Below are 19,834 nucleotides of genomic sequence, written 5' to 3' on the forward strand. Positions count from 1 at the left end.
CCCGGAGGCCGTTATGCTTAAAGACTGAAGCCAATCTCCACCGATGCCGCACTGCGTTCCCCCTCGCCATGGTAAACCGCCTCGATATTGTTACCATCGGGATCGAGTACAAAGGCCGCGTAGTACCCCGGGTGATAAGTTCGCTCACCGGGTGCGCCGTTATCACTGCCGCCGTGTGCCAGCGCCGCCTGGTAAAAAGCATCCACCGTCTCACGATCCCTGGCCTGGAAAGCCAGGTGATGCCGTCCTGTCGGCTTACCTGTGGAACCGGGGCTATTAATGGATGAAACAACAAGCTCATCAGCCCAAAAATAATCATCGTAGGTATTCACGACAGGGATCTCAAGGACCGCCAGCACGGCTGTATAAAACGCTTTGCTGGCCTCGAAATCATTTACCACAAGCTGGATATGGTCGATAAGCCTGCCGCGATGTAATCGGTAAGTCTCCATGATGGTTTCCTCATTCAGTCGTATTAACAGGTGTTTATCTGTTATCTAAAAGGAGCGTTGTAGGGATTTGATGGATAAGTACAGGTCCGGAGTGGCGATATAGAGCATGGCATTAAAATCCAGTCTGTCACCGCAATCCTGACCCCTCAACCTCGTCCCCCAATCACCCCGATAAACTCTCTGACCTGCTTCTGCTTCCTGGCCGACAGCTTCTCCACCCTACGCATCGCGGCTTCCAGCTCCGGTTCCGGCTCAACCGCCGTCAGCACAATACAGCCCTCCATCACCCGCACCTCCACCCGGGTGCCGGTCGAAAACCCTGCCGCCGCCAGCCACTCGCCCTTCATGATCAGCGCCGGAACAAGACGACGATCTGGCAAACGTCTCACATAACTCACCGTCAACTGACGCTTATTTTTCGGTGACACTTCTGGATCAAACGAATCTACAATACAATCAGCATTAGTCATGGTTGCTATTCCTGGTAAATAGTAATTGTGATCAGCGGTGCGGGTGTGCGCCAACACATTCGCACCGCGCTAAATAACACCTGTAAACCTAACCAGTAATAAAAATAAAGTCCAGACTTTAATCGGACATAATAAACGCTTTTAACCGCAAATTAAGAATTAACAGAATGCATGATGCTATTAATTAGCGCCTGTGGAAAATGACTTTCCTGATATTGCTGAAATAACCGTAAAGCAGATTCAAAAAATAAAAGCGAGATAATGCACGCAACAGGATGCCCATACCTAATTACGGGCACCCCATCTCTTTTGCCAGCGTCCCCTTCCGGGACTTCAGGCGGCGAGCGATACCTGCCGGCAGGGTGGACCAGAACGAGAGCGCCGGATGAGTCCGCCGCTCAATCTCCTCCACCGTCACTTGATAATCACAAAAACTGGCACTTTTGGGCGTCGCCTGATCCAGCAAAAACGCCGCGTATTTGCCCTTATCCGGACTGGAGCCGATAAAAATAATCTTCCAGTAGCCGCTGGGAAGCTCCACCTCGGGCGCGGCGGGCAGGGTGGCGATATGCCGTTCGAACAGCGGCCCGGTAACGGACCACACCGCCGCCACGTCGCGGCGCTCGGCGAGGGCGCGCTCCTTATCCTCCAGCCGCGCCCACGCCCCCTGATTCAGGTCGGAGGCCTGAGGGGTGATATTGGAAAGATAGTTTAACGCCTGCCAGTCTGCGCTGGCGCCGAGCCCGGCGAGCGGCGCCTGATGCCCGCGATCGACCGCCAATGCTGCGCTGGCCCCTTTGTATGCCGCGGGGGCAAGAGTATCCGCAGCGGGTAAATCCGGATCGCGCTTCCAGCTGCGCGAACGCCCGCTGGCCAGGCTGGCTTTGGTGATTTTATACGCCACCCAATTGGCGAATTTGCGGTGGCTGTTGTTGTTGAGCGTATAGGCTTCGCGAACCAGCGTCTGGTCGCTTCCACCGGTCGGGCAGCCCACTTCACAATTATCTACGTGGGATAACCCGGCAACGCACGCGGCGGCAAAAAATAACGACGGCAATACGCTGAATATTCTGAATAGCTTCATGTTGTTGATGACGTCACAGAGAAGATGAATCGATGCATAAAAGAACCCCCTGAATAATCAGAGCGGAATTCACCTATGAATCGCAAAGATGAAGTGAGAGCGTAAAAAGAGTTAGCCGGTCGCAGCCGCGCGGAATATCACAAGATGATTTAACATCACGGCGGATGTTATTTTGTGATCTCAGAAATGATGTTGAATGAGGTAATCAGACTCGCTGCCCGCTATTTTCAGCCGGGCTGAACGGGCGGGAATATGTCCAGCGAAGCGTAAAGCGGTGCGGCATCCATGTCGTTGTCTGAAAAAATGTCGCGGCAGGGGAAAACGCTTCTCTCTGCGAGGAGGATTACTCAGACTACGCGGATGACCGATTAAGGAGATAAGTTATGAAAAAGGAACGCTGGAGAGGCGTGCTGGCACTGGCCATACTTAGTCTCCCTGCGCTGGCGGAAACCGGCGTTTCATTCAGCCACAAAGACTGGGAAGTGGTATGCGATAACACGCTGACCTGCCGGGCGGCGGGATACAGCGCTGAAGAAGGAAAAGGCGGTTCGGTGCTGCTGACCCGCCAGGCCGGAGCGGGCACTGCCGTCTCGGGAGAGCTGATGCTGGCGGAGGTGACCGACAGCGACGTTCTGCCGGGCAAACTGACGCTGTTGATCAACGGCCAGCCGGCAGGCGATGTGAAGCCAGCAAAAGAGAGCTGGCCGCTGTCGGAGAATCAGGCCCGGGCGATCGTTAACACCATCAAAGGCAGCGGGAAGGTCGAATTTACAGGCGGGGAGGCGCCGTTTGTGCTTTCCGGCGAAGGCGCTTACGCGGTACTGCTGAAAATGGACGATGTTCAGGGGCGAATCGGCACGCCGGGCGCGTTGACCAAAAAAGGCGACAGACCGGAAAATAGCGTCCGGGCAGCGATTCCCGCCCCGGTTATTCACCGGGTCATTCCTGAGAAAACGCAGGAGAGAGCGTTAACCGCGCCTGAGCTGGCGGTGCTCAAGCCGAAGCTTCTGGCCACGCTAAAGAACGATGATTGGTGCGATCGCCTCCAGCCTGAGGAGGGTGAGAAGCCTGAAACCATTAGCCTGACGCCGCTGGATCACGCCCATTCTCTGATTTCGGCCTTGTGCTGGCGGGCGGCCTATAACGAGGGATATGGCTATTGGGTTGTGGATAGCAAACTTGAGGGCAATCCGACGCTTATCACGGTCTCCGGTTCTGAGTATGGTGACGGCGAGATTTTTATGAGCCAGAAAGGGCGAGGGCTCGGCGATTGCTGGGGGACGGCAAGCTGGCTCTGGGATGGCACAACGTTCCGTAAAAGCCGTGAAGCGACCACCGGGATGTGCCGCTATCTTCGCCTCGGCGGGACATGGGATCTCCCCACCTGGGTGACCGAGGTTAAACTGGCAAAATGAAATAGCGCGGCCAGAATCTCTCCCGGCACACACGTCGACAGAGAGGGCGGAGAAGGATCTTAACGATCGCCAGCGTAGCAGGATCGCGATCGAGAGCGGCAGAGGCGGCAGAAAACTGACGCCTTGTTCAAAATAACAGCGCGGCTAATGTATTGCTAACTCGAATTAGTTTATGATTAAGCCGTTCTGTTCGTTATGGAAAATGAGTTTATGGCCAAAACCGTTGAGCAAGTCGCCAGGGCGCTGGAAATCTCGATTACCACCGTGCGCCTGGTGCTGGGTGGCAAAGCTGAGCAGTATCGCATCAGCGCCAAAACGCAGCAGCGTATTAATGATTACATCGCCGAGAACGGGCTGGTCGTTAACCATATCGCCCGCAGCCTGAAGCTCAATAAAACCGAGACCTTAGGGCTGGTGATCCCGCGTTTATCCAACCTGTTTTTCTCCACCCTGGCGGAAAAGCTTGAAGCCTGCTGCCGTCAGGCGGGGTATCAGCTAATGATTGCCTGCACCTACAGCGACAGCGAGCATGAAAATAGTCTGGTTGAAGGGCTGCTGGCGCGCAACGTTGACGGGCTCTTCGTGGTGCCCTCTACCCGGGAAACGCAGCTGCATCACCAGAAGGTGGCGCGCAAGCGGCCGCTGGTGCTGCTCGACCGCGATTTTGGCGAGAGCGACGTGTCGCTGGTGGTGAGTGATAACTATAACGGCAGCAAAAAGCTGGTGCAGGCGATGACCCAGGCGGTGGACGTCTCGCCGATTTTTTTTATCGCCGGGGATACCCAGCAGCCGTCGATCCAGCGTCGTCTGCAGGGCTACCTGAGCGAGCTGCCCGCGGGGAAGGAGTGGATATTGTCCGCCAGCCATAACCGTCAGGAAGAGGGCAAGCAGCTGATGCTCGATTTTCTCCGTCAGCATCGCGAACCGCCGAAGGCGTTTATCGCCTCCTCCCTGCCCATTCTGGAAGGGACGCTGAGCGCGCTGCGGGAAACCTACGGCTTTATTCCGTCGGATATTCCCATCGGCACCTTCGATGAACACCAGATGCTGGGATTTCTGCCGAACGCGGTGTGGTCGATGCGCCAGGATGAGGACGCCTGGGCGCAGCACGCGTTTCATCTGATGCAGCAGAAGCTGCAGGGGGAAAATGCCGATGTGAAGATCACCGTCCCGATGACCCTGATTCATCGCCCGCTGTCGGTAGAGAAGCAGCGGAGCCAGTAAATGACACGGCTTGTGTGAACACGTCAATCCCCGGCCGCGCTATGCTGGCCGGGGCTACAAATACCGCATCCTGCGCGCGCTGGTAGCCCGGATAAGGCGCGGGCGCCGCAATCCGGGAACCCTTAACGATCCCTCATCAAGTCAATCGCTGAACAAACCGCGCCGCCAGCCCGGCGTCCAGCTCTGGCGGCAGGCCGCTGATCCCGACGCCGCCAATGGCCAGCCCGTCGACGATCACCGGCTCGCCGCCCGGCATCGCCAGCAGCTGCGGGTCGTTAAATACCGCCAGCTGCAGGGTACCGGAGCTGACCTCTTGCGCCAGCGTTGCCGTCGGACGGCGAAAGCGCAGGGCGCTCCAGGCCTTGCGCTGCGCCAGCTGGCGCGGTAGCGGCGGGCAGCGAGCGTGCGCACCAAAGGCGATGAGCTCGCCCTCCGGCCCGACAACCGCCACTGCCAGCCCCCGGGTTCGCGCATCGCTTTCCGTCTCCTGTAAAAACCGCGCGACCTGCTGGCATACAACGCTATCGTTCAGACGGACCTGGGGACAGAACGCGTCATTGTCCGGCATCGGCGATATACCCCCTTAAGCGCAGATAGAGGTCATCCAGCTCGCCTTTCTGCGCCGCCGTCAGCGCCACAAACGGCTCGCGGGTGGGGCCGGTATCGACGGTCTCTTTCGCGGTAAGATACTTCGCCGACTGGAACACGCCGCGCGCGACCAACTGCTCCACCACCTCGTTGATCTGCTGCTGCAGGCGCTGCGCCCGGGCGATGTCGCCCTGCTGAAAAGCGCTGCGCAGGGCGAGAAACAGCTCCGGCTGCAGGTTAACCGTGGTGCCAACCGTGGCCGTCGCGCCCGCCGCGAGGCTGGAAAGGAAGATCTCATCGAAACCGTTAAAAAAGACTTTCTCCGGGTAGCGGGCGATCATGCGTTCCAGCGAATAGAGGTTATGCGAAGTATGCTTCACCCCCAGAACCTGCTCTTCGCCGAGCAGCGCGTCGGCGCTCTGGGCATCCAGCTCGACGCCGGTAAACTGCGGAATATTATACAAAATCACCGGAATCGAAATGGCGTCCAGCACCCGACGGTAGTAGGCGATAATCTCCTCGCGGCTATATTTGTAGTAGTAGGGCGGCACCAGCGACACCGCGCTGGCGCCGTCCTGCTCGGCGTGCTTCGCCAGCTCGACGGCGTCCCGGGTGCGTGGCGTCCCGACGTGGGCGATCACCGGCACCTGACCGCCCGCCGACTGCACCAGCGTCGCCAGCACCTGCCTGCGCTCATCGAAACGCAGCAACGGTCCCTCCCCGGAGGAGCCGCAGCAGTAAAAGCCTTCAACCCCGCGCGCCAGCTGGGCGCGGGCGAGCGCGTCCAGCGCCGCGTAGTTCACCGACTCATCGGCGTGCATCGGCGTCACCACCGCGGAGATAATGCCGCGAAAACGCTGCCATTTATCGCTTACCATGCGGTCCAGCCTCCATCCACCACCACGTTGGAACCGGTCATATAGACCGAGGCGTCGGAGAGCAAAAACACCACCGCGCCGTTGTACTCGTGGGCTTTCGCCATCCGCCCGATGGGAATACGGTGGGTGTAGTTTTTCTGAAAGCGCGGGTCCTGATCGCTGCGCTCGACGCCGGAGAGGGTCAGGGTATTGACGCGAATGCCGTCGCGCCCCCAGTAGGTGGCGCAGTAGCGGGTAAAGTTATATAGCCCGGACTTTGCCGCCGAATAGGCCACCGGTTTGACGAACGGAATGCCGGTGTCCTCTTTTTTGTAGCTGTAGATATCCTGCACCGGAGAGACCACGCCGTAGATCGAACCGACGTTGATGATCGAGCCGCCTTTGCCGGCCTGCTTCATGCGTTTGCCGACCTGCTGGGTCATCAGGAAGGTGCCGACCAGGTTCACTTCCACCACCTCGCGGAACACCTCTTCCGGAAACTCTTCAAACGGCCCGGAGACTTCCGGCGGCGCGCTGGGCTGGGTGTCGACGCCCGCGTTGTTGACCAGGCCATCCGGCACGCCCCACTTCGCTTCAATGCTGTCCAGCACCCGGTTAATGCTGGCTTTATCGGTAATATTCACTTCCGCGCACAGCAGGCGGTCGGAGTCCTTAATCGTCCCCAGCACGCGGTCGACGCGCGCGGCATCGACGCGGGTGGCCAGCGCCGCCACCTTCGCGCCGCGTTCGTGTAACGTCTTCACATACTGCGCCCCCAGCTGTCCAAGGCCGCCGGTCACAATGATGACCTTGTCTTTAACCGAGAATAACGTGTCTTCCATTGTCCTTTCCCCTCACTGCGTGGTTAGATTTTGTGGGTTGCGAGGTAATCACGATCGAGAATAATGCCGTGGCCCGGCCGTTCGCTCGGTACGTAGTAGCCGTCCACCTCTTCGCCCGCTTCGGCGATGATGCGCAGATCTTTCCAGCGCCCGCCGTCGGTCATCTCGGCGTATGAGATATTCGGCACCGTAGCCAGCAGGCTGGCGCTGAGCTCCATGACAAAATGCGGCGTCATCGGCAGGTTGTGCGCGCGGGCGACGGCGGCGATATCCAGATAGCCGGTGATCCCGCCGACGCGGCCGAGATCTGCCTGGATGTAATCCGCGCTGCCGCTCTCGATGTACTGCGTAAACTGGTTTAAGTTATAGACGTTTTCTCCCAGCGCGATAGGCGTGGCGCTGCGTTCGCGCAGCCGCAGGTGGCCGGCGATATCGTCGGAGGGCAGCGGCTCCTCAATCCACAGCAGGTTAAGCGGCTCGAACAGCTTGAATGCGCGCAGCGCCTGCGGGAAGTTCCAGCCCTGGTTGGCGTCCACCGCCAGCGGGAAGCCCGGCACCGCCTCCTGAATCTTACGCAGCCGCTCCACGTCCTCTTCCAGCGTCGGTTTGCCCACTTTCACTTTCGCCGCCAGATAGCCGGTGCTTTTCCAGCGCTTGACCTGGTCGATCACTTCCTCAATGGACAGATGCAGGTTGATGCCGCTGCCGTACAGCGGAACGCGATCGCGCACGCGGCCAAGAATGTCGATAATCGGCGCGTTGAGGGTTTTACCTAACAGATCCCAGTAGGCAATATCCAGCGCCGCCAGGGCATGGGTGGTGACGCCCGCGCCGCCGACGTCGTGTACGTGTTTATACGAGCGATGCCACAGGCCGCGCGGGGAGAGCGGCTGGCCAATAACGTCCGGGATAATCTCGGCAATCAACGCAGAGATGGTTTTCCCGCACCAGCCGGAAGTGTGGCTAAAGCCGGTGCCGACGTGGCCGTTAGAACCGTAGACGTCAACTATCGCCACTTCGATATCGGTGACGTGGTGAATTTGATCTCCCCACGGGCCTTCCGGCAGCGGAACGCGGGCGGTCATCAGTTCGATATTTTCAATCACGGGCATTTTTGTGCTGTTCATCTGATTCCTTCCTTTATGGGTTCAGCGGGGGCCGCCCCTGCGGCCCGGGCGGTTAATGTTTGGAGGCCGGGGATTCATGCCCCTCCAGGGCGATTGCCGGGCTGGCATCATGTTCTCGATCGTTCTCGTCGCCCACCGCATGACCGAAGACTTCCGGCAGCAGGAAGATCGAGGCGAGGAAGGCGCAGAACGGCGCGATCGCGATAATCATTGAGGCGACCGGTACGCCGACCGCTTCAAACAGGGCCGGGAAGACCAGGGTGGTGACGAAGGCGGTGACCTTGACGATGGTATAGCCGATGCCGGAGGCCACGCCGCGATAGCGCGGTTTTGCCACCAGCGAGATCACCGTCATGCCGCTTTCGGAATCCCAGTAATGGCCCCACAGCATCAGCGCCGCGCCGAAAATGATAAAACCAAAGCTGCTGCTGTAGACGCCCCACGCCGAAATTGAGATGCCGATGGTGACCAGCAGGAAGCCGTATTTGCTCAGTCCCTTATGCCCGAGCTTCGGCAACAGCAGCGGGCCGACAAACGCCGAGAGCGCGGCGATACAGTTCACCGCCAGCAGGGCGAGGTTATTCTGGATCTGCCCGGAAATCCCGATGGTGACGAGGATCAGCGGCAGGAAGAAGGAGAAGGCGTAGTTTTCAAACGACTGCACGGCGCAGGAGAACCAGCCGAACAGGGTGGTGCGGCGGGTAAAGGGACGACGGAACAGATCGTGCAGCGTCTCTTTGAGCGTCGGGTCGGCGATGGTGACGTTTTCGTTGGGCAGAATATCGTCCAGCAGACGGCCATCCTGTTCGCCGTAATAGTCACGGGAGGCTTGTTTCGCTTCGATAAAGCGGCCGCGTTCGACGAACCACGCCGGCGTCTCCGGCAGCTCCCGACGCATAAACAGCAGCAGGCAGGCCGGGATCGCCGGGACCGCCAGCACGATGCGCCAGATCATATCCGGATGAACATCAAGCGCCACCAGCGTGGTGACCAGCAGAATGGCGGCGATAATCCCCAGCGCGAACATAAACTGCCAGCGGTTAGCCATCACTTCGCGCTTGCCCTTCGGCATCACCTCCATGATGTAGGTAAAGCCGTTAGCCACGTCCGCGCCCACCGGGATCCCGGCGAGGCAGCGAATAATCGCCAGCCAGTACATATTGGGCGCCAGGCCCTGAAGAACGGCGAAGATCGCGAACAGGATCATCGACCAGAGGAAAATTTTACGCCGTCCGAGCTTATCGGTCAGCCAGCCGCCGAGCAGCGCGCCGACCACCGCGCCAAGCTGGGTGCCGGCGGCGGTAAAACCAAGCAGCCAGCTGCTGGGCTCATAAATATCTTTCAGGGCGAATAAAATAAACGCCATGGAATAAATATCCCATGACTCAATTAATAATGCGGTGATCATCAGCCATCCCGCTTTGGTGCAGCCGGGGGCCTCCTGCTGATCGAGCCGTTTCTTTGCCTTCTGGATAATAAATTCAATATGTTGCTGCTGATACATATAATCCTCTCTTATCCGGGCAGGCGGAGGGCCCGCCCGGACAGATGCGCGTTAATCCGCTCTTTATGGGCGATAAAGAGACGAATGAAGCGGATGTTTGCCAGGATCGCTAACAACGTAAAAATTACATAAGCGAATCAGTTGTTATTTCATTAATAAATGCGCATCGCCTGCGATAAAGACTTTCATATTTTGCGTCAGCGCCTGGGCAATAAAGGCGTTCAGCACTTCGGATAATACCTCCTCTTCTACATAAGCCAGACTGAGATGGTTGCTCTGGTGGCCCGCCATTAAATCGTCGCGCGAAACCCCGTCGAGAACGGCGTTGAGTAATGGCCACTCGTAGTTGGTTGCCCGGCGGCGGCGTTCGAATTCGTCATGCGGCAGTTCGACGGCGGTGCCGGTGCCGATATGCAGGATCACCTGGGTACCTTCGTAATGCGCTCGCGCCCAGATAAAGCGTCCGGCTTTGCCCTGACCGGCAATGGTCGAGCCGCCGTAGGGGAAGAACATCGCCGGCTGGCGATAGCCGGTGGCCCCGGCGATCCCGCCCTTCAGATGGGCGAACGGCACCGCGCCGGAGATCTCCAGATCCCAGTAGAACGTGCCGTTGTATTCGCTACCCCAGCGGATATCGTGAAGGGTGGTTTCGCTCGCCATGCCCAGTGCGCCGAGCAGCTTCGCCAGCATCACCTGTGGGATGGCGCTGCCCATATCCACCTCGTTGATGCAGGGGATCGGCGCGTCCGGACAGACGATCTCGCCGTTCTCATCCGGGATCGGGAAACGTTCCGCGTTGCCGATGGCGCCTTCGGCAAAATCCGAGGCGGCGCAGCTGTCTTTGAGCCCCTGCTGATACTGCACGCCCACCGCCGTCAGGCCGAAGCGCTTCACGAAGCGCGCCATGGCGATCATCATCGCGCACTGTTCCAGCACCTGCTCCCGGGTCAGATCCTTCGTCCCGTCGGCGCCGAACCGGAAGCGCATGCCGCGGGTCTCATACCAGTCGAGACAGGCTTCGCGCAGGTCGGTCGGCACTTTGTTCATTTCAACCAGCAGCGCCGATTGCGACAGCGACTCCACCGGCATCCCTACGTCGATCATCGCTTTTTGCGGGAACACGCCGTTGATCATCCCCATACAGAAGGTATCGAACAGGCCGACAATGGCCTTGTGTTTGAGGATCGATTGCCCAACCTTCACGCCAATCTGTCCGGCTTCGCTGGCCAGCAGCGGCGCGCTGGGCGCAACCGGATGCAGATAGCCGAGCTTATGGCTGAGATGGCCGTCGCGCAGCCAGGTATCCAGGCCGCGAATAAACGCCTCGTCGGCGAAGGTTTCCGACCACAGCCGCGAGTAGTTGCGCTCCAGGCTGGTGAGGCAGCCTGCCATACAGAGCATGCCGACGAGGCCCGGCCAGGTGCCGTCAAAATTGGCGAGCAGCAAAATAGGGCCGCGATGATGTACCAGCGAAGGCGCAAGGTGATGGGAGTATTGCCAGGCGGTAAGCAGGACAATAATCGGCGCATCCGGATCGATCCCGGCGAACAGCTCGCTACCCTCTTTCTGGCTGCTGATAAACCCGTGGCCGCGGCGTTCGTTGACCGGATGGGCGCGGCGCAGGCGGTAGCCTAATGTTTCCAGCGCCGTTTCCAGACGCTGTTCAAACAGCTTCTGCGTGGGCCAGCAGGTGACGTTAGCCGGTTCGCGGAGATCCGCATTGGTGACCATCAAGACTTCGCCTGGCTGCGGGGTAATAAGCCCGGCTTCGGCGGGTAACGTTAAATTCAACATGTGAATTTCTCCTGTAGGGGGTAGGTCGCTTAGTTATCGTTGATCGTTCTGCGCAGGGATTAGCGCCGCATCAGCCGCTTCAGGCAGACTGATTTCTATGGCTAACTCGAATTAGCAAATTAGGATAAAAAAAAGACAGGGACAAACCCTTTGCCGGGGATTTGTGATGGCTATCAATGTGAAATTTTTAACTAATTAATTTTAAAAACATTATTTTAAAAGGTGGGGTGAAGTGACGAGGAAAGTTTGCTGAGGCGGTTTAAAGGCGTGCAGAAAGGCGGGCGGGAAGCGCAGCGAGGACGGTAAATTCAGGTTTGATATTTAATGAATTGAAATTATTGAATTATTTATTTTTCCGTTTGAGCATTTTGTCTGGGGTGATTGACAGGAGTGTTAAAATTTAACCGATCCTGGTCACACTCTTTTAGCATTTACGTTGTGAATTTCTGTATCTTGTTATAATTAGCTAATTCGAGTTAGCTTGTTGGTGATTTTCCCTCGCCAACGATGTTAGCCAGGCGCTGCCCGACTAAACAATAATGATTCAGGACAGAGGATTTAATGATGACCCTGCTTACCTCGCCCGCCATTGCCCCTGCAAAAAATGAACAAACATCGCAACAAACCCATGAAAGAAGAAAGCTGCTCACCGTGCTGGGCTCCGGTCTTTCTGGCACAACGATTGAGTTCTATGACTTTTTTATCTACGGCACCGCCGCCGCGCTGGTGTTTCCGTCGCTGTTTTTTCCTAACCTCTCGCCGCTGATGGCGCTGCTGGTATCCTTCCTGACGCTGTCGATTACCTTCGTTAGCCGGCCCATCGGTGCCATCGTATTTGGTCACTATGGCGATAAGATCGGCCGCAAGAAATCGCTGGTTCTGTCGCTGATGATTATGGGGATTTCGACGTTTTTCATAGGGTTAATCCCCAGCTACGACACCATAGGCAACGCCGCGCCGTTGATACTTATCTTTTTGCGCCTCTGCCAGGGCTTTGCCATCGGCGGCGAATGGGGCGGGGCGACGACGCTGATCACCGAGTATGCGCCGCGCCATCGCCGGGGCTTTTTTGGCACCTTTGTTCAGTTGGGCAACGTGCTTGGCCTGTTTATCGCCACCGGCGTTTTTGCGCTGGTGGTGATGCTGCCGGAGGATGACCTGATGTCCTGGGGCTGGCGCGTGCCTTTCCTGTTAAGCATCGCGCTGCTGTTCGTCGGGATGTTTATCCGCTCAAGGATCGAAGAGACGCCGGTGTTTCAGGAGAATCAGAAGCAGCAGCAGAACGTGCCGAAAGCGGCCGAGCAGAAGTTTCCTGTTCTCACCGTGCTCAAACATCACCGTAAAGCGGTATTCCTGGCGATGGGTATGCGCATGGGGGAGATTGTTCTGGGCTGGCTGACGGTGGCGTTCTTTATGTCCTATGTGACAAGGGAACTCAACTTTACTCGCGAAACGGCGCTGAACGGGCTGCTGCTGGCCAGTTTTGTCGGCATTTTTACCTTTCCGTTCTTCGGCTGGCTTTCCGATAAAATTGGCCGCCGACCGGTCTATCTGGCCGGCGCCGCGATCACGTTGATCTTTGCCTTCCCGCTGTTCTGGATGATCGACTCCGGCTCGGTGAAGATGTTTATGTTCGCCACCACCTTCTGCTATTCCGTGGGGCTGGGCATGATGTTCAGCGTCCAGCCCGCCTTCTTTTCGGAGCTTTTTGACACCAGCGTGCGCTACACCGGCGTGTCGCTCGGCTTCCAGTTGGCGAATATCGTCGGCGGCTTAACGCCGATGATCGGTACCTTACTGCTGGTGTGGTCCGGTGGCGCATCGTGGCCCATCTCGCTGTTTCTCGCCTGCATGGCGCTAATTACCATCCTGTGCGTCTGCGTGACGCGGGAAAGCTATAACGATGAGCTTAATGAGGTGAAGAAGTAGCCGGGGAGGGTTGCCCCGCCATGACCGGCGGGGCGGGCGTATCAGAACAGATTAAATTTATATTCGATAATCACTTCCGAAGAGAGCGAGTTGGCCCGGCTGTAATGGCCGTCGGTAAGCACCGGCGTTTTGCCATTCATCTTATAGGACCAGCCCGGCCCGAACATCGCCCAGACGGTGAGATTTTTCAGTCTCGGGTGCGTCGGCACCCAGCGGCTGAAGGCGTTAATTTCCCCGGTACGGACGTGGTTGCCGCGGTAGTTAAACTGGGCGATGTTGCCGGCGAGACCGATAGCCAGCTCCGGCGTCAGGTTATAGTCCGACATATTAGAGAGAACCAGTTCACCGTCGCGCATATAGTCGTTGCCGGCGTAAGCCATTGAGATAAAGGTCCCGCGCGAGTTTTTACTCATATGGCGCGGGTAGAAGCCCACTTCATTGGCCTTATTCGCATCGGTATAGCCCAGACCCCACTTGGTGCTCCAGTTGTCCGCCTGCCACTTCACATCCATGGCGATGTGCCAGGCATCATCGTCAAAGTCACGCTTATTTGCCGGCATCGCTTTATACTCGTCCAGCGCGTGAGTGGCGTAGACCTGAGTACCGATGTTCAGCGCTTTTATCGGCTTAATATTGGTAAACAGAATATGGCGGCGCAGATAGCTGTCGCTTTCACCATAGCCGTACTGCATGTTCAGGTGCTCGCTTTGCCACAGAATATCGCCGCTGGCGATATGGTTAATGTACTGTCCGCTGTTGGTCTGGAAGCGTTTCTTATCCGGCGAGTTACGATCCATCGCGCTTTCGATGTACGCGCCGCGCAGCGTGAAGGGACCGTAGTTCACCGCGCCGGTCCAGCCCAGGTAGGTGGTCGGAGAGAGGCGGGTCGAGTTGGAGATGACGCCAAAGTTTTTCATCGTCTGCCAGCCCCAGCGGGCGTTCAGATGAGTGTCCGCCAGGCGATACTGCAGCTTGATATTGCGTTGACCAAATTTGGAAAAGCCTTCAGCGTTGCTTTTGTTATTTCCGCTGCCGTTGTTATAGAGTACGCCGCGGGAGTTAAAGTAATCGCTGGCGCCGAGCTTTACCGCCCCGTAGTATGTGGCATCAAAGCCAATAATATCGGCAAAATAGCCGGACTGATAATCGACGGCGACGCCCTGACCCCAGGCATTATGGACTTTCTTCGGCTCGGTCTCTTCTTCCTTAAGATATTTCCAGTAGTTTTTAAAGGATAAATTCAGATGAGACTGGCTGAATAACGGATCGTCGAGCACGGTATCGATATAATCGCGCTCCTTCAGGCTGTTAGTGGTCGAAGCTGACCAGGCGCTGGCGGGAATAGCCAGCAGCATAATGGCGACTGTTGTAGTATTGATTTTCATAATAAACCCCAGAGTAGGGACGCAGCGATCCAGGCGAGGTGTTTTCGCCTGAAGTCTGCCGTAATAAATAATTAAGCGTGGGTATTATTTTTTATCGAGAGCCTGTTTTCCGGCTTCGACATATTTCATAGTGCCGATTTCAGGAACGGTATATTTGCCGTCTTTATAAACAATTTTAACCACCGCGGCATTGGCAAGCGGTTTGTTTTTCGCGTTATCGTCCGTTAAGTCGGAAATCATGATCTGCATTGCGGTACCGGATGAAATCGCCAGCACGTTTTTATCGCCCCGGGCCTGCGCGTTTTCAATGATGGTATGCAGCGCTGCCTGGGTGCGGGTTTTTACCTGCTGATAGTTTTCCGCCATGCCTTTGGGATCGGCTGCAGCCAGCGCATTCTGGTTGGTATCAACGGCCAGGGTGCCCGCTTTCATTTGGCTGAACAGCGCAGCGCCATCTTTAAGCCCCAGCTGTTTGGCGCCGGCGTCGGCCATATCTTTGTTATAGCCGCCTTCAAAACCGCCGAAGAAGGCTTCCCGCAGGCCGCTTAGCTCAGTAAGTTTGTAATCACTTACTCCGGCTTGCTTAAGTATCACCTGCATGGTTTCACGCTGACGTCCGGCATCGCTGGAATAGAAGCTATCAAATGGAATGCCTTTTAGTCCCTCGCCGAGATAACGTGCGACGCGAATGCCGTCTTCAGTAAGCGGGGAGTCAGCCCAACCCTGTACGCGGTCAAACGTATTCAGCAGCGTTTTGCCGTGACGAGCGAAATAGATATTCACGCCATCGTCGTTTTTAACTTCCGCTGCCGAGCAGGTTGCCGCACCTGCCGCCATCATTAATGCTATTAGCCACTTCTTCATATAACGCTCCACCTGAATGGTCTTTTTATAAGCAAAAAAAAACCTACGTCAGATATTCGACGCGAAGCATAAATAAAGTTATGTTCGCTCGAACTCTATGACGTAGGTTTCGCCTGTTCTTGACAGTAACAATCCAACAGCGGTGACGTTAGCACTAATTATGCAAAAAGACACCCTCTATTTATTGTTATTGTCAATAAATGTGATCGTCTTCATGAAGGTAATTTTGCTGGTTGAGATGTATCTTAAGTTTAATTTTCAGAATAATTGGCAGTTTTTGACTTAAATAATTATTGGGGATTGATCTCCGTCACAAAATAATGATGTCCGCTCTGGACTCTGCCGCGCACTGGCGTTATTTTCGCTTCACTCTGGGATTGTTACTGACCACAGGCAAAACCTAAGACTCCTGTCCGCCAATTTGGCGTGCGGCAGGAGTCTTAGGTTTTTTTTTGCGCCTGATAAATACCTCTGCTACCTAACAAGGAGTGATGATGAGAACGAAAATTCTGACTGCCGCCATTCTGGCGTTATCTGCCGCTGGCGTACAGGCTGCTGAAAAACCGCTGAAAATACTGTTGGTTAACGACGATGGCTGCCAGTCTGTGGGAACCACATCGCTGCAGGAAAAACTGGCGGCCAAAGGATATGACGTCTGGATGGTGGCGCCGGCAACGAATCAGAGCGGGATCGGGTCGGCAATCACCTTTAAGACGGGTAAGGTCTTTGATGTCAAAAAAGCCGCTGACAAACGCTACTGCTTCCCGGGAACGCCGGCCGACGCGCTGGATTTCGGCCTGTGGGGCGTGCTGAAAGACGCGCCGCCGGATCTGGTGATCTCGGGCGTTAACGACGGCCCCAATACCGGTATGGCGCAGGTTAACTCCGGTACCGTTAGCGCTGCAGCCCGCGCCATTCGCTATGGCTTCCCGGCGATTGCCGCCAGTATTGGCTACCGATTCACGGAAGAAGAGATGAAGAACAAATGGCCGAGCACGCATAAGTACTGGCCTGACTCGGTGGATTACGTTGTCTCGCTGGTTGATAAACTTAACGCCGCGCATAAACCGGGAAGCCCGATTTTGCCGCAAGGGTCCGGTTTGAGCATTAACTATCCGCCGCTGCCGTCGGCTGAAATTAAGGGCGTTCATTATATTGAGAATGAACAGTTCCCCGCGCCGCAGATTGGTTATGAACTGCTGGCGGACGGCACTGCAAAACAGACGATGAATCCGGAAGCGATAAAACCGGCGGAAGGGGATAATGACTCGGGCTGGCTCAACAAAGGATATATTACTTACACCCTGTTTGATGGTTCATGGAACGCGCCGCAGTTCCAGGCGCAGTATGAGACGCTGCTCGGAAAATAACGTCGTAGTGATATAAAAGAAGAAGGCGCTATTCGCGCCTTCTTTATATGAACAGATGATGAAGCGCTATTCGTCGAAGAACCAATAGCCCTGGTTAATCAAACGGGTCAGCTCGGCGATAAAGGCCGGATTGCGCAGTGCGGCCTCACCTAACTCATCTTTACCCAGCAGGGTATAGCGGCAAAGCGCGTCCAGTGCCGCAGGTTCGGTTGGCTCAAGCTGTTCACTATTCATAAAGAAGCTATCGCCGATGTGCAGTACCCGCAGGCCGCTCAGGCGAGTCAGCATTTCGCCTCCCTCCAGTGCGTCGACAATCTCTTCTTCTGCATAAGGCGGTTCAGCTGGCGCAATATCCAGCTCGTGGCGCGGCGTGGTAGCAAAACGTCCAAACCACTGGCGGAAATCTTCCGGCTGGCTAATCATCTCGATCATCATGCCGCGCAGACGTTCCAGTTCATACTCTTCAACCCGGCCCGGATGTTCACGGCAGGTTAAATCCGGATCGCTGTAGTGCTCGCCGCCGAGATCGTTTTCCAGCGCGTAATCGGCAAAGCTGCTGATCAAATCGCGGCCGTTTGGCCCGCGGAAGCCAACGGAGTAGTTCAGCGCCGTTTCGTGAGTGATTCCGTCGTGCGGAAATCCCGGCGGAATGTACAGAATATCGCCAGGCTCCAGATCCTCATCAATAATCGGCGGGAACGGGTCGACGTGCAGCAGCGCGGGATGCGGGCAGAACTGACGCATCGGCAGCTTATCGCCCACGCGCCAGCGGCGGCTACCCATGCCCTGAATAATAAAGACATCGTACTGGTCGATGTGCGGGCCCACGCCGCCGCCCGGTACGGAAAAGGAGATCATCAGGTCGTCTAAACGCCAGTCCGGCAGTACGCGGAAAGGGCGCACCAGCTCAGCGGCAGGCATGTGCCAGTGGTTTACCGCCTGAGCCAATAGCGACCAGCCGGTTTCGCCCAGGCCATCAAAATGTTCAAACGGCCCGTTGCTGGCCTGCCATTGACCATTCTTAAGGCTCACCAGTCGACTATCGACTTCCGGTTCCATGGCCAGCCCGGCCAGTTCATCCGGGGTAATCGGATCGACGAAATTGGCGAAAGCCTTCTTTAATACCACCGGCTGCTTTTGCCAGTACTTTTCTAAAAACTCGGGCCAGTTAATGTTGAGTTGATAAGCCATAGGTTTATACCAATAAGAAGAAACGGGCCTGATTATAGAAATATGCACCCTCAAGCCGCTTTGTCATGGGTCAAGGCTGATGCTTAATTCATCATCTGAACTAACGGCACCATAAAAGAGGGAAAACCTGAAGTGGGTAACGCCGTTTTTTGCAAAATCTCATTTTTGGCTAAAATGCGCTGCAGGCCTTGTGGTGCCTGGGTTCTTACGGTTTTTCGTAGCAAAGGTTAGTCGTGAAAAGTTTAAATTATGAGCGCTTGATAAGTTTTTTGTATTTTTAGGGTTGCTATATCCCGGCAGCTCCCTATAATGCGCTCCCACTGACACGGCAGATGTGAATCACTTCACACAAACAGCCGGTTGGTTGAAGAGAAAAAATCCTGAAAAACAGGGTTGACTCTGAAAGAGGAAAGCGTAATATACGCAACCTCGCAACGGTGAGCGAAAGCCGCGTTGCACTGCTCTTTAACAATTTATCAGACAATCTGTGTGGGCACTCAAAGTGACATGGATTCTTAACGTCTTCGGACGAAAAATGAATACCAAGTCTCAAAGAGTGAACACGTAATTCATTACGAAGTTTAATTCTACGAGCATCAAACTTAAATTGAAGAGTTTGATCATGGCTCAGATTGAACGCTGGCGGCAGGCCTAACACATGCAAGTCGAACGGTAGCACAGAGAGCTTGCTCTCGGGTGACGAGTGGCGGACGGGTGAGTAATGTCTGGGAAACTGCCCGATGGAGGGGGATAACTACTGGAAACGGTAGCTAATACCGCATAACGTCGCAAGACCAAAGAGGGGGACCTTAGGGCCTCTTGCCATCGGATGTGCCCAGATGGGATTAGCTTGTAGGTGAGGTAACGGCTCACCTAGGCGACGATCCCTAGCTGGTCTGAGAGGATGACCAGCCACACTGGAACTGAGACACGGTCCAGACTCCTACGGGAGGCAGCAGTGGGGAATATTGCACAATGGGCGCAAGCCTGATGCAGCCATGCCGCGTGTATGAAGAAGGCCTTCGGGTTGTAAAGTACTTTCAGCGGGGAGGAAGGGAGTGAGGTTAATAACCTTATTCATTGACGTTACCCGCAGAAGAAGCACCGGCTAACTCCGTGCCAGCAGCCGCGGTAATACGGAGGGTGCAAGCGTTAATCGGAATTACTGGGCGTAAAGCGCACGCAGGCGGTCTGTCAAGTCGGATGTGAAATCCCCGGGCTCAACCTGGGAACTGCATTCGAAACTGGCAGGCTGGAGTCTTGTAGAGGGGGGTAGAATTCCAGGTGTAGCGGTGAAATGCGTAGAGATCTGGAGGAATACCGGTGGCGAAGGCGGCCCCCTGGACAAAGACTGACGCTCAGGTGCGAAAGCGTGGGGAGCAAACAGGATTAGATACCCTGGTAGTCCACGCTGTAAACGATGTCGACTTGGAGGTTGTTCCCTTGAGGAGTGGCTTCCGGAGCTAACGCGTTAAGTCGACCGCCTGGGGAGTACGGCCGCAAGGTTAAAACTCAAATGAATTGACGGGGGCCCGCACAAGCGGTGGAGCATGTGGTTTAATTCGATGCAACGCGAAGAACCTTACCTACTCTTGACATCCAGAGAACTTAGCAGAGATGCTTTGGTGCCTTCGGGAACTCTGAGACAGGTGCTGCATGGCTGTCGTCAGCTCGTGTTGTGAAATGTTGGGTTAAGTCCCGCAACGAGCGCAACCCTTATCCTTTGTTGCCAGCGATT

At 56.0% G+C, this 19,834-nt stretch carries 16 protein-coding genes and 1 rRNA gene; 5 read left to right on the forward strand and 12 right to left on the reverse strand.

All coding sequences use genetic code 11. From position 1 onward, the window contains the following. Positions 1-17 precede the first annotated feature (17 nt). The 3 genes from ABLV75_RS06340 to ABLV75_RS06350 form a co-directional block, all read right to left on the reverse strand. Positions 18-452: a VOC family protein gene (locus tag ABLV75_RS06340; protein ID WP_032728836.1), complete on the reverse strand. Its 435-nt coding sequence runs from the start codon at positions 450-452 to the stop codon at positions 18-20. Between the two features lie 146 nt (positions 453-598). Then, positions 599-922 carry an endoribonuclease SymE gene (gene symE, locus ABLV75_RS06345; protein ID WP_004133486.1) on the reverse strand — a complete coding sequence of 108 codons (324 nt, stop codon included), beginning with the start codon at positions 920-922 and terminating at the stop codon, positions 599-601. A 289-nt stretch (positions 923-1,211) separates the two neighbouring features. Further along, on the reverse strand, positions 1,212-2,006 hold the full coding sequence (locus ABLV75_RS06350; RefSeq protein WP_204723871.1) for a DNA/RNA non-specific endonuclease: 795 nt from the start codon (positions 2,004-2,006) through the stop codon (positions 1,212-1,214). 383 nt (positions 2,007-2,389) lie between these two features. On the opposite strand from ABLV75_RS06350, the gene ABLV75_RS06355 reads away from it, so the two are divergent. Further along, positions 2,390-3,421, forward strand: a complete 1,032-nt coding sequence (locus ABLV75_RS06355; RefSeq protein WP_195440913.1) for a DUF1176 domain-containing protein — start codon at positions 2,390-2,392, stop codon at positions 3,419-3,421. A gap of 210 nt (positions 3,422-3,631) precedes the next feature. After that, positions 3,632-4,645 carry a LacI family DNA-binding transcriptional regulator gene (locus ABLV75_RS06360; protein ID WP_004117622.1) on the forward strand — a complete coding sequence of 338 codons (1,014 nt, stop codon included), beginning with the start codon at positions 3,632-3,634 and terminating at the stop codon, positions 4,643-4,645. 136 nt (positions 4,646-4,781) lie between these two features. Here the strand turns inward: ABLV75_RS06360 and ABLV75_RS06365 are convergent, their stop codons facing one another. The 6 genes from ABLV75_RS06365 to ABLV75_RS06390 all read right to left on the reverse strand — a co-directional run bounded on the left by ABLV75_RS06365 (position 4,782) and on the right by ABLV75_RS06390 (position 11,357). After that, complete coding sequence (locus ABLV75_RS06365) at positions 4,782-5,213, reverse strand: heme-binding protein (RefSeq protein ID WP_023329185.1); 432 nt, start codon at positions 5,211-5,213, stop codon at positions 4,782-4,784. Next, on the reverse strand, positions 5,200-6,111 hold the full coding sequence (locus tag ABLV75_RS06370; protein WP_049591320.1) for a dihydrodipicolinate synthase family protein: 912 nt from the start codon (positions 6,109-6,111) through the stop codon (positions 5,200-5,202). The genes ABLV75_RS06365 and ABLV75_RS06370 overlap by 14 nt, the downstream gene beginning before the upstream one ends. Next, on the reverse strand, positions 6,105-6,932 hold the full coding sequence (locus ABLV75_RS06375; protein WP_004117630.1) for an SDR family oxidoreductase: 828 nt from the start codon (positions 6,930-6,932) through the stop codon (positions 6,105-6,107). Before ABLV75_RS06375 ends, ABLV75_RS06370 begins: the two co-directional genes overlap by 7 nt. 23 nt (positions 6,933-6,955) lie before the next feature. After that, the gene (locus ABLV75_RS06380) at positions 6,956-8,059 is read right to left on the reverse strand and encodes a mandelate racemase/muconate lactonizing enzyme family protein (protein WP_004108723.1); all 1,104 of its coding nucleotides are present in this window, start codon (positions 8,057-8,059) and stop codon (positions 6,956-6,958) included. 52 nt (positions 8,060-8,111) lie between these two features. Next, positions 8,112-9,563 (reverse strand): MFS transporter, encoded by a 1,452-nt coding sequence (locus ABLV75_RS06385; RefSeq protein WP_004117633.1) that lies wholly within the window; start codon positions 9,561-9,563, stop codon positions 8,112-8,114. 144 nt (positions 9,564-9,707) lie between these two features. After that, positions 9,708-11,357 (reverse strand): signal transduction protein, encoded by a 1,650-nt coding sequence (locus tag ABLV75_RS06390; protein WP_004108719.1) that lies wholly within the window; start codon positions 11,355-11,357, stop codon positions 9,708-9,710. A 564-nt stretch (positions 11,358-11,921) separates the two neighbouring features. Here ABLV75_RS06390 and ABLV75_RS06395 point away from each other — a divergent pair. Next, complete coding sequence (locus tag ABLV75_RS06395) at positions 11,922-13,286, forward strand: MFS transporter (RefSeq protein WP_032704977.1); 1,365 nt, start codon at positions 11,922-11,924, stop codon at positions 13,284-13,286. A gap of 41 nt (positions 13,287-13,327) precedes the next feature. Here the strand turns inward: ABLV75_RS06395 and ABLV75_RS06400 are convergent, their stop codons facing one another. Both ABLV75_RS06400 and ABLV75_RS06405 read right to left on the reverse strand, forming a co-directional pair. Further along, positions 13,328-14,671 carry an OprD family outer membrane porin gene (locus ABLV75_RS06400; RefSeq protein WP_032704975.1) on the reverse strand — a complete coding sequence of 448 codons (1,344 nt, stop codon included), beginning with the start codon at positions 14,669-14,671 and terminating at the stop codon, positions 13,328-13,330. 84 nt (positions 14,672-14,755) lie between these two features. Continuing rightward, positions 14,756-15,535 carry a histidine phosphatase family protein gene (locus tag ABLV75_RS06405; protein ID WP_004108712.1) on the reverse strand — a complete coding sequence of 260 codons (780 nt, stop codon included), beginning with the start codon at positions 15,533-15,535 and terminating at the stop codon, positions 14,756-14,758. Between the two features lie 494 nt (positions 15,536-16,029). On the opposite strand from ABLV75_RS06405, the gene surE reads away from it, so the two are divergent. Then, on the forward strand, positions 16,030-16,905 hold the full coding sequence (surE, locus tag ABLV75_RS06410) for a 5'/3'-nucleotidase SurE (RefSeq protein ID WP_004108710.1): 876 nt from the start codon (positions 16,030-16,032) through the stop codon (positions 16,903-16,905). A gap of 66 nt (positions 16,906-16,971) precedes the next feature. Here surE and ABLV75_RS06415 read toward each other — a convergent pair whose 3' ends face one another. After that, on the reverse strand, positions 16,972-18,096 hold the full coding sequence (locus ABLV75_RS06415) for a cupin domain-containing protein (RefSeq protein WP_004108708.1): 1,125 nt from the start codon (positions 18,094-18,096) through the stop codon (positions 16,972-16,974). Between the two features lie 604 nt (positions 18,097-18,700). On the opposite strand from ABLV75_RS06415, the gene ABLV75_RS06420 reads away from it, so the two are divergent. Continuing rightward, positions 18,701-19,834 (forward strand): 16S ribosomal RNA (locus ABLV75_RS06420); the annotation flags it as partial.

Source organism: Klebsiella sp. CN_Kp066 (assembly GCF_040065135.1).
GTDB lineage: Bacteria > Pseudomonadota > Gammaproteobacteria > Enterobacterales > Enterobacteriaceae > Klebsiella > Klebsiella oxytoca.

What these genes read in the sequence shown, in the direction of transcription:
- ABLV75_RS06340 (WP_032728836.1), bottom strand. Translation starts at nt 452, where the DNA reads ATGGAGACTTACCGATTACATCGCGGCAGGCTTATCGACCATATCCAG.
- symE (WP_004133486.1), bottom strand. Translation starts at nt 922, where the DNA reads ATGACTAATGCTGATTGTATTGTAGATTCGTTTGATCCAGAAGTGTCA.
- ABLV75_RS06350 (WP_204723871.1), bottom strand. Translation starts at nt 2,006, where the DNA reads ATGAAGCTATTCAGAATATTCAGCGTATTGCCGTCGTTATTTTTTGCC.
- ABLV75_RS06355 (WP_195440913.1), top strand. Translation starts at nt 2,390, where the DNA reads ATGAAAAAGGAACGCTGGAGAGGCGTGCTGGCACTGGCCATACTTAGT.
- ABLV75_RS06360 (WP_004117622.1), top strand. Translation starts at nt 3,632, where the DNA reads ATGGCCAAAACCGTTGAGCAAGTCGCCAGGGCGCTGGAAATCTCGATT.
- ABLV75_RS06365 (WP_023329185.1), bottom strand. Translation starts at nt 5,213, where the DNA reads ATGCCGGACAATGACGCGTTCTGTCCCCAGGTCCGTCTGAACGATAGC.
- ABLV75_RS06370 (WP_049591320.1), bottom strand. Translation starts at nt 6,111, where the DNA reads ATGGTAAGCGATAAATGGCAGCGTTTTCGCGGCATTATCTCCGCGGTG.
- ABLV75_RS06375 (WP_004117630.1), bottom strand. Translation starts at nt 6,932, where the DNA reads ATGGAAGACACGTTATTCTCGGTTAAAGACAAGGTCATCATTGTGACC.
- ABLV75_RS06380 (WP_004108723.1), bottom strand. Translation starts at nt 8,059, where the DNA reads ATGAACAGCACAAAAATGCCCGTGATTGAAAATATCGAACTGATGACC.
- ABLV75_RS06385 (WP_004117633.1), bottom strand. Translation starts at nt 9,563, where the DNA reads ATGTATCAGCAGCAACATATTGAATTTATTATCCAGAAGGCAAAGAAA.
- ABLV75_RS06390 (WP_004108719.1), bottom strand. Translation starts at nt 11,357, where the DNA reads ATGTTGAATTTAACGTTACCCGCCGAAGCCGGGCTTATTACCCCGCAG.
- ABLV75_RS06395 (WP_032704977.1), top strand. Translation starts at nt 11,922, where the DNA reads ATGACCCTGCTTACCTCGCCCGCCATTGCCCCTGCAAAAAATGAACAA.
- ABLV75_RS06400 (WP_032704975.1), bottom strand. Translation starts at nt 14,671, where the DNA reads ATGAAAATCAATACTACAACAGTCGCCATTATGCTGCTGGCTATTCCC.
- ABLV75_RS06405 (WP_004108712.1), bottom strand. Translation starts at nt 15,535, where the DNA reads ATGAAGAAGTGGCTAATAGCATTAATGATGGCGGCAGGTGCGGCAACC.
- surE (WP_004108710.1), top strand. Translation starts at nt 16,030, where the DNA reads ATGAGAACGAAAATTCTGACTGCCGCCATTCTGGCGTTATCTGCCGCT.
- ABLV75_RS06415 (WP_004108708.1), bottom strand. Translation starts at nt 18,096, where the DNA reads ATGGCTTATCAACTCAACATTAACTGGCCCGAGTTTTTAGAAAAGTAC.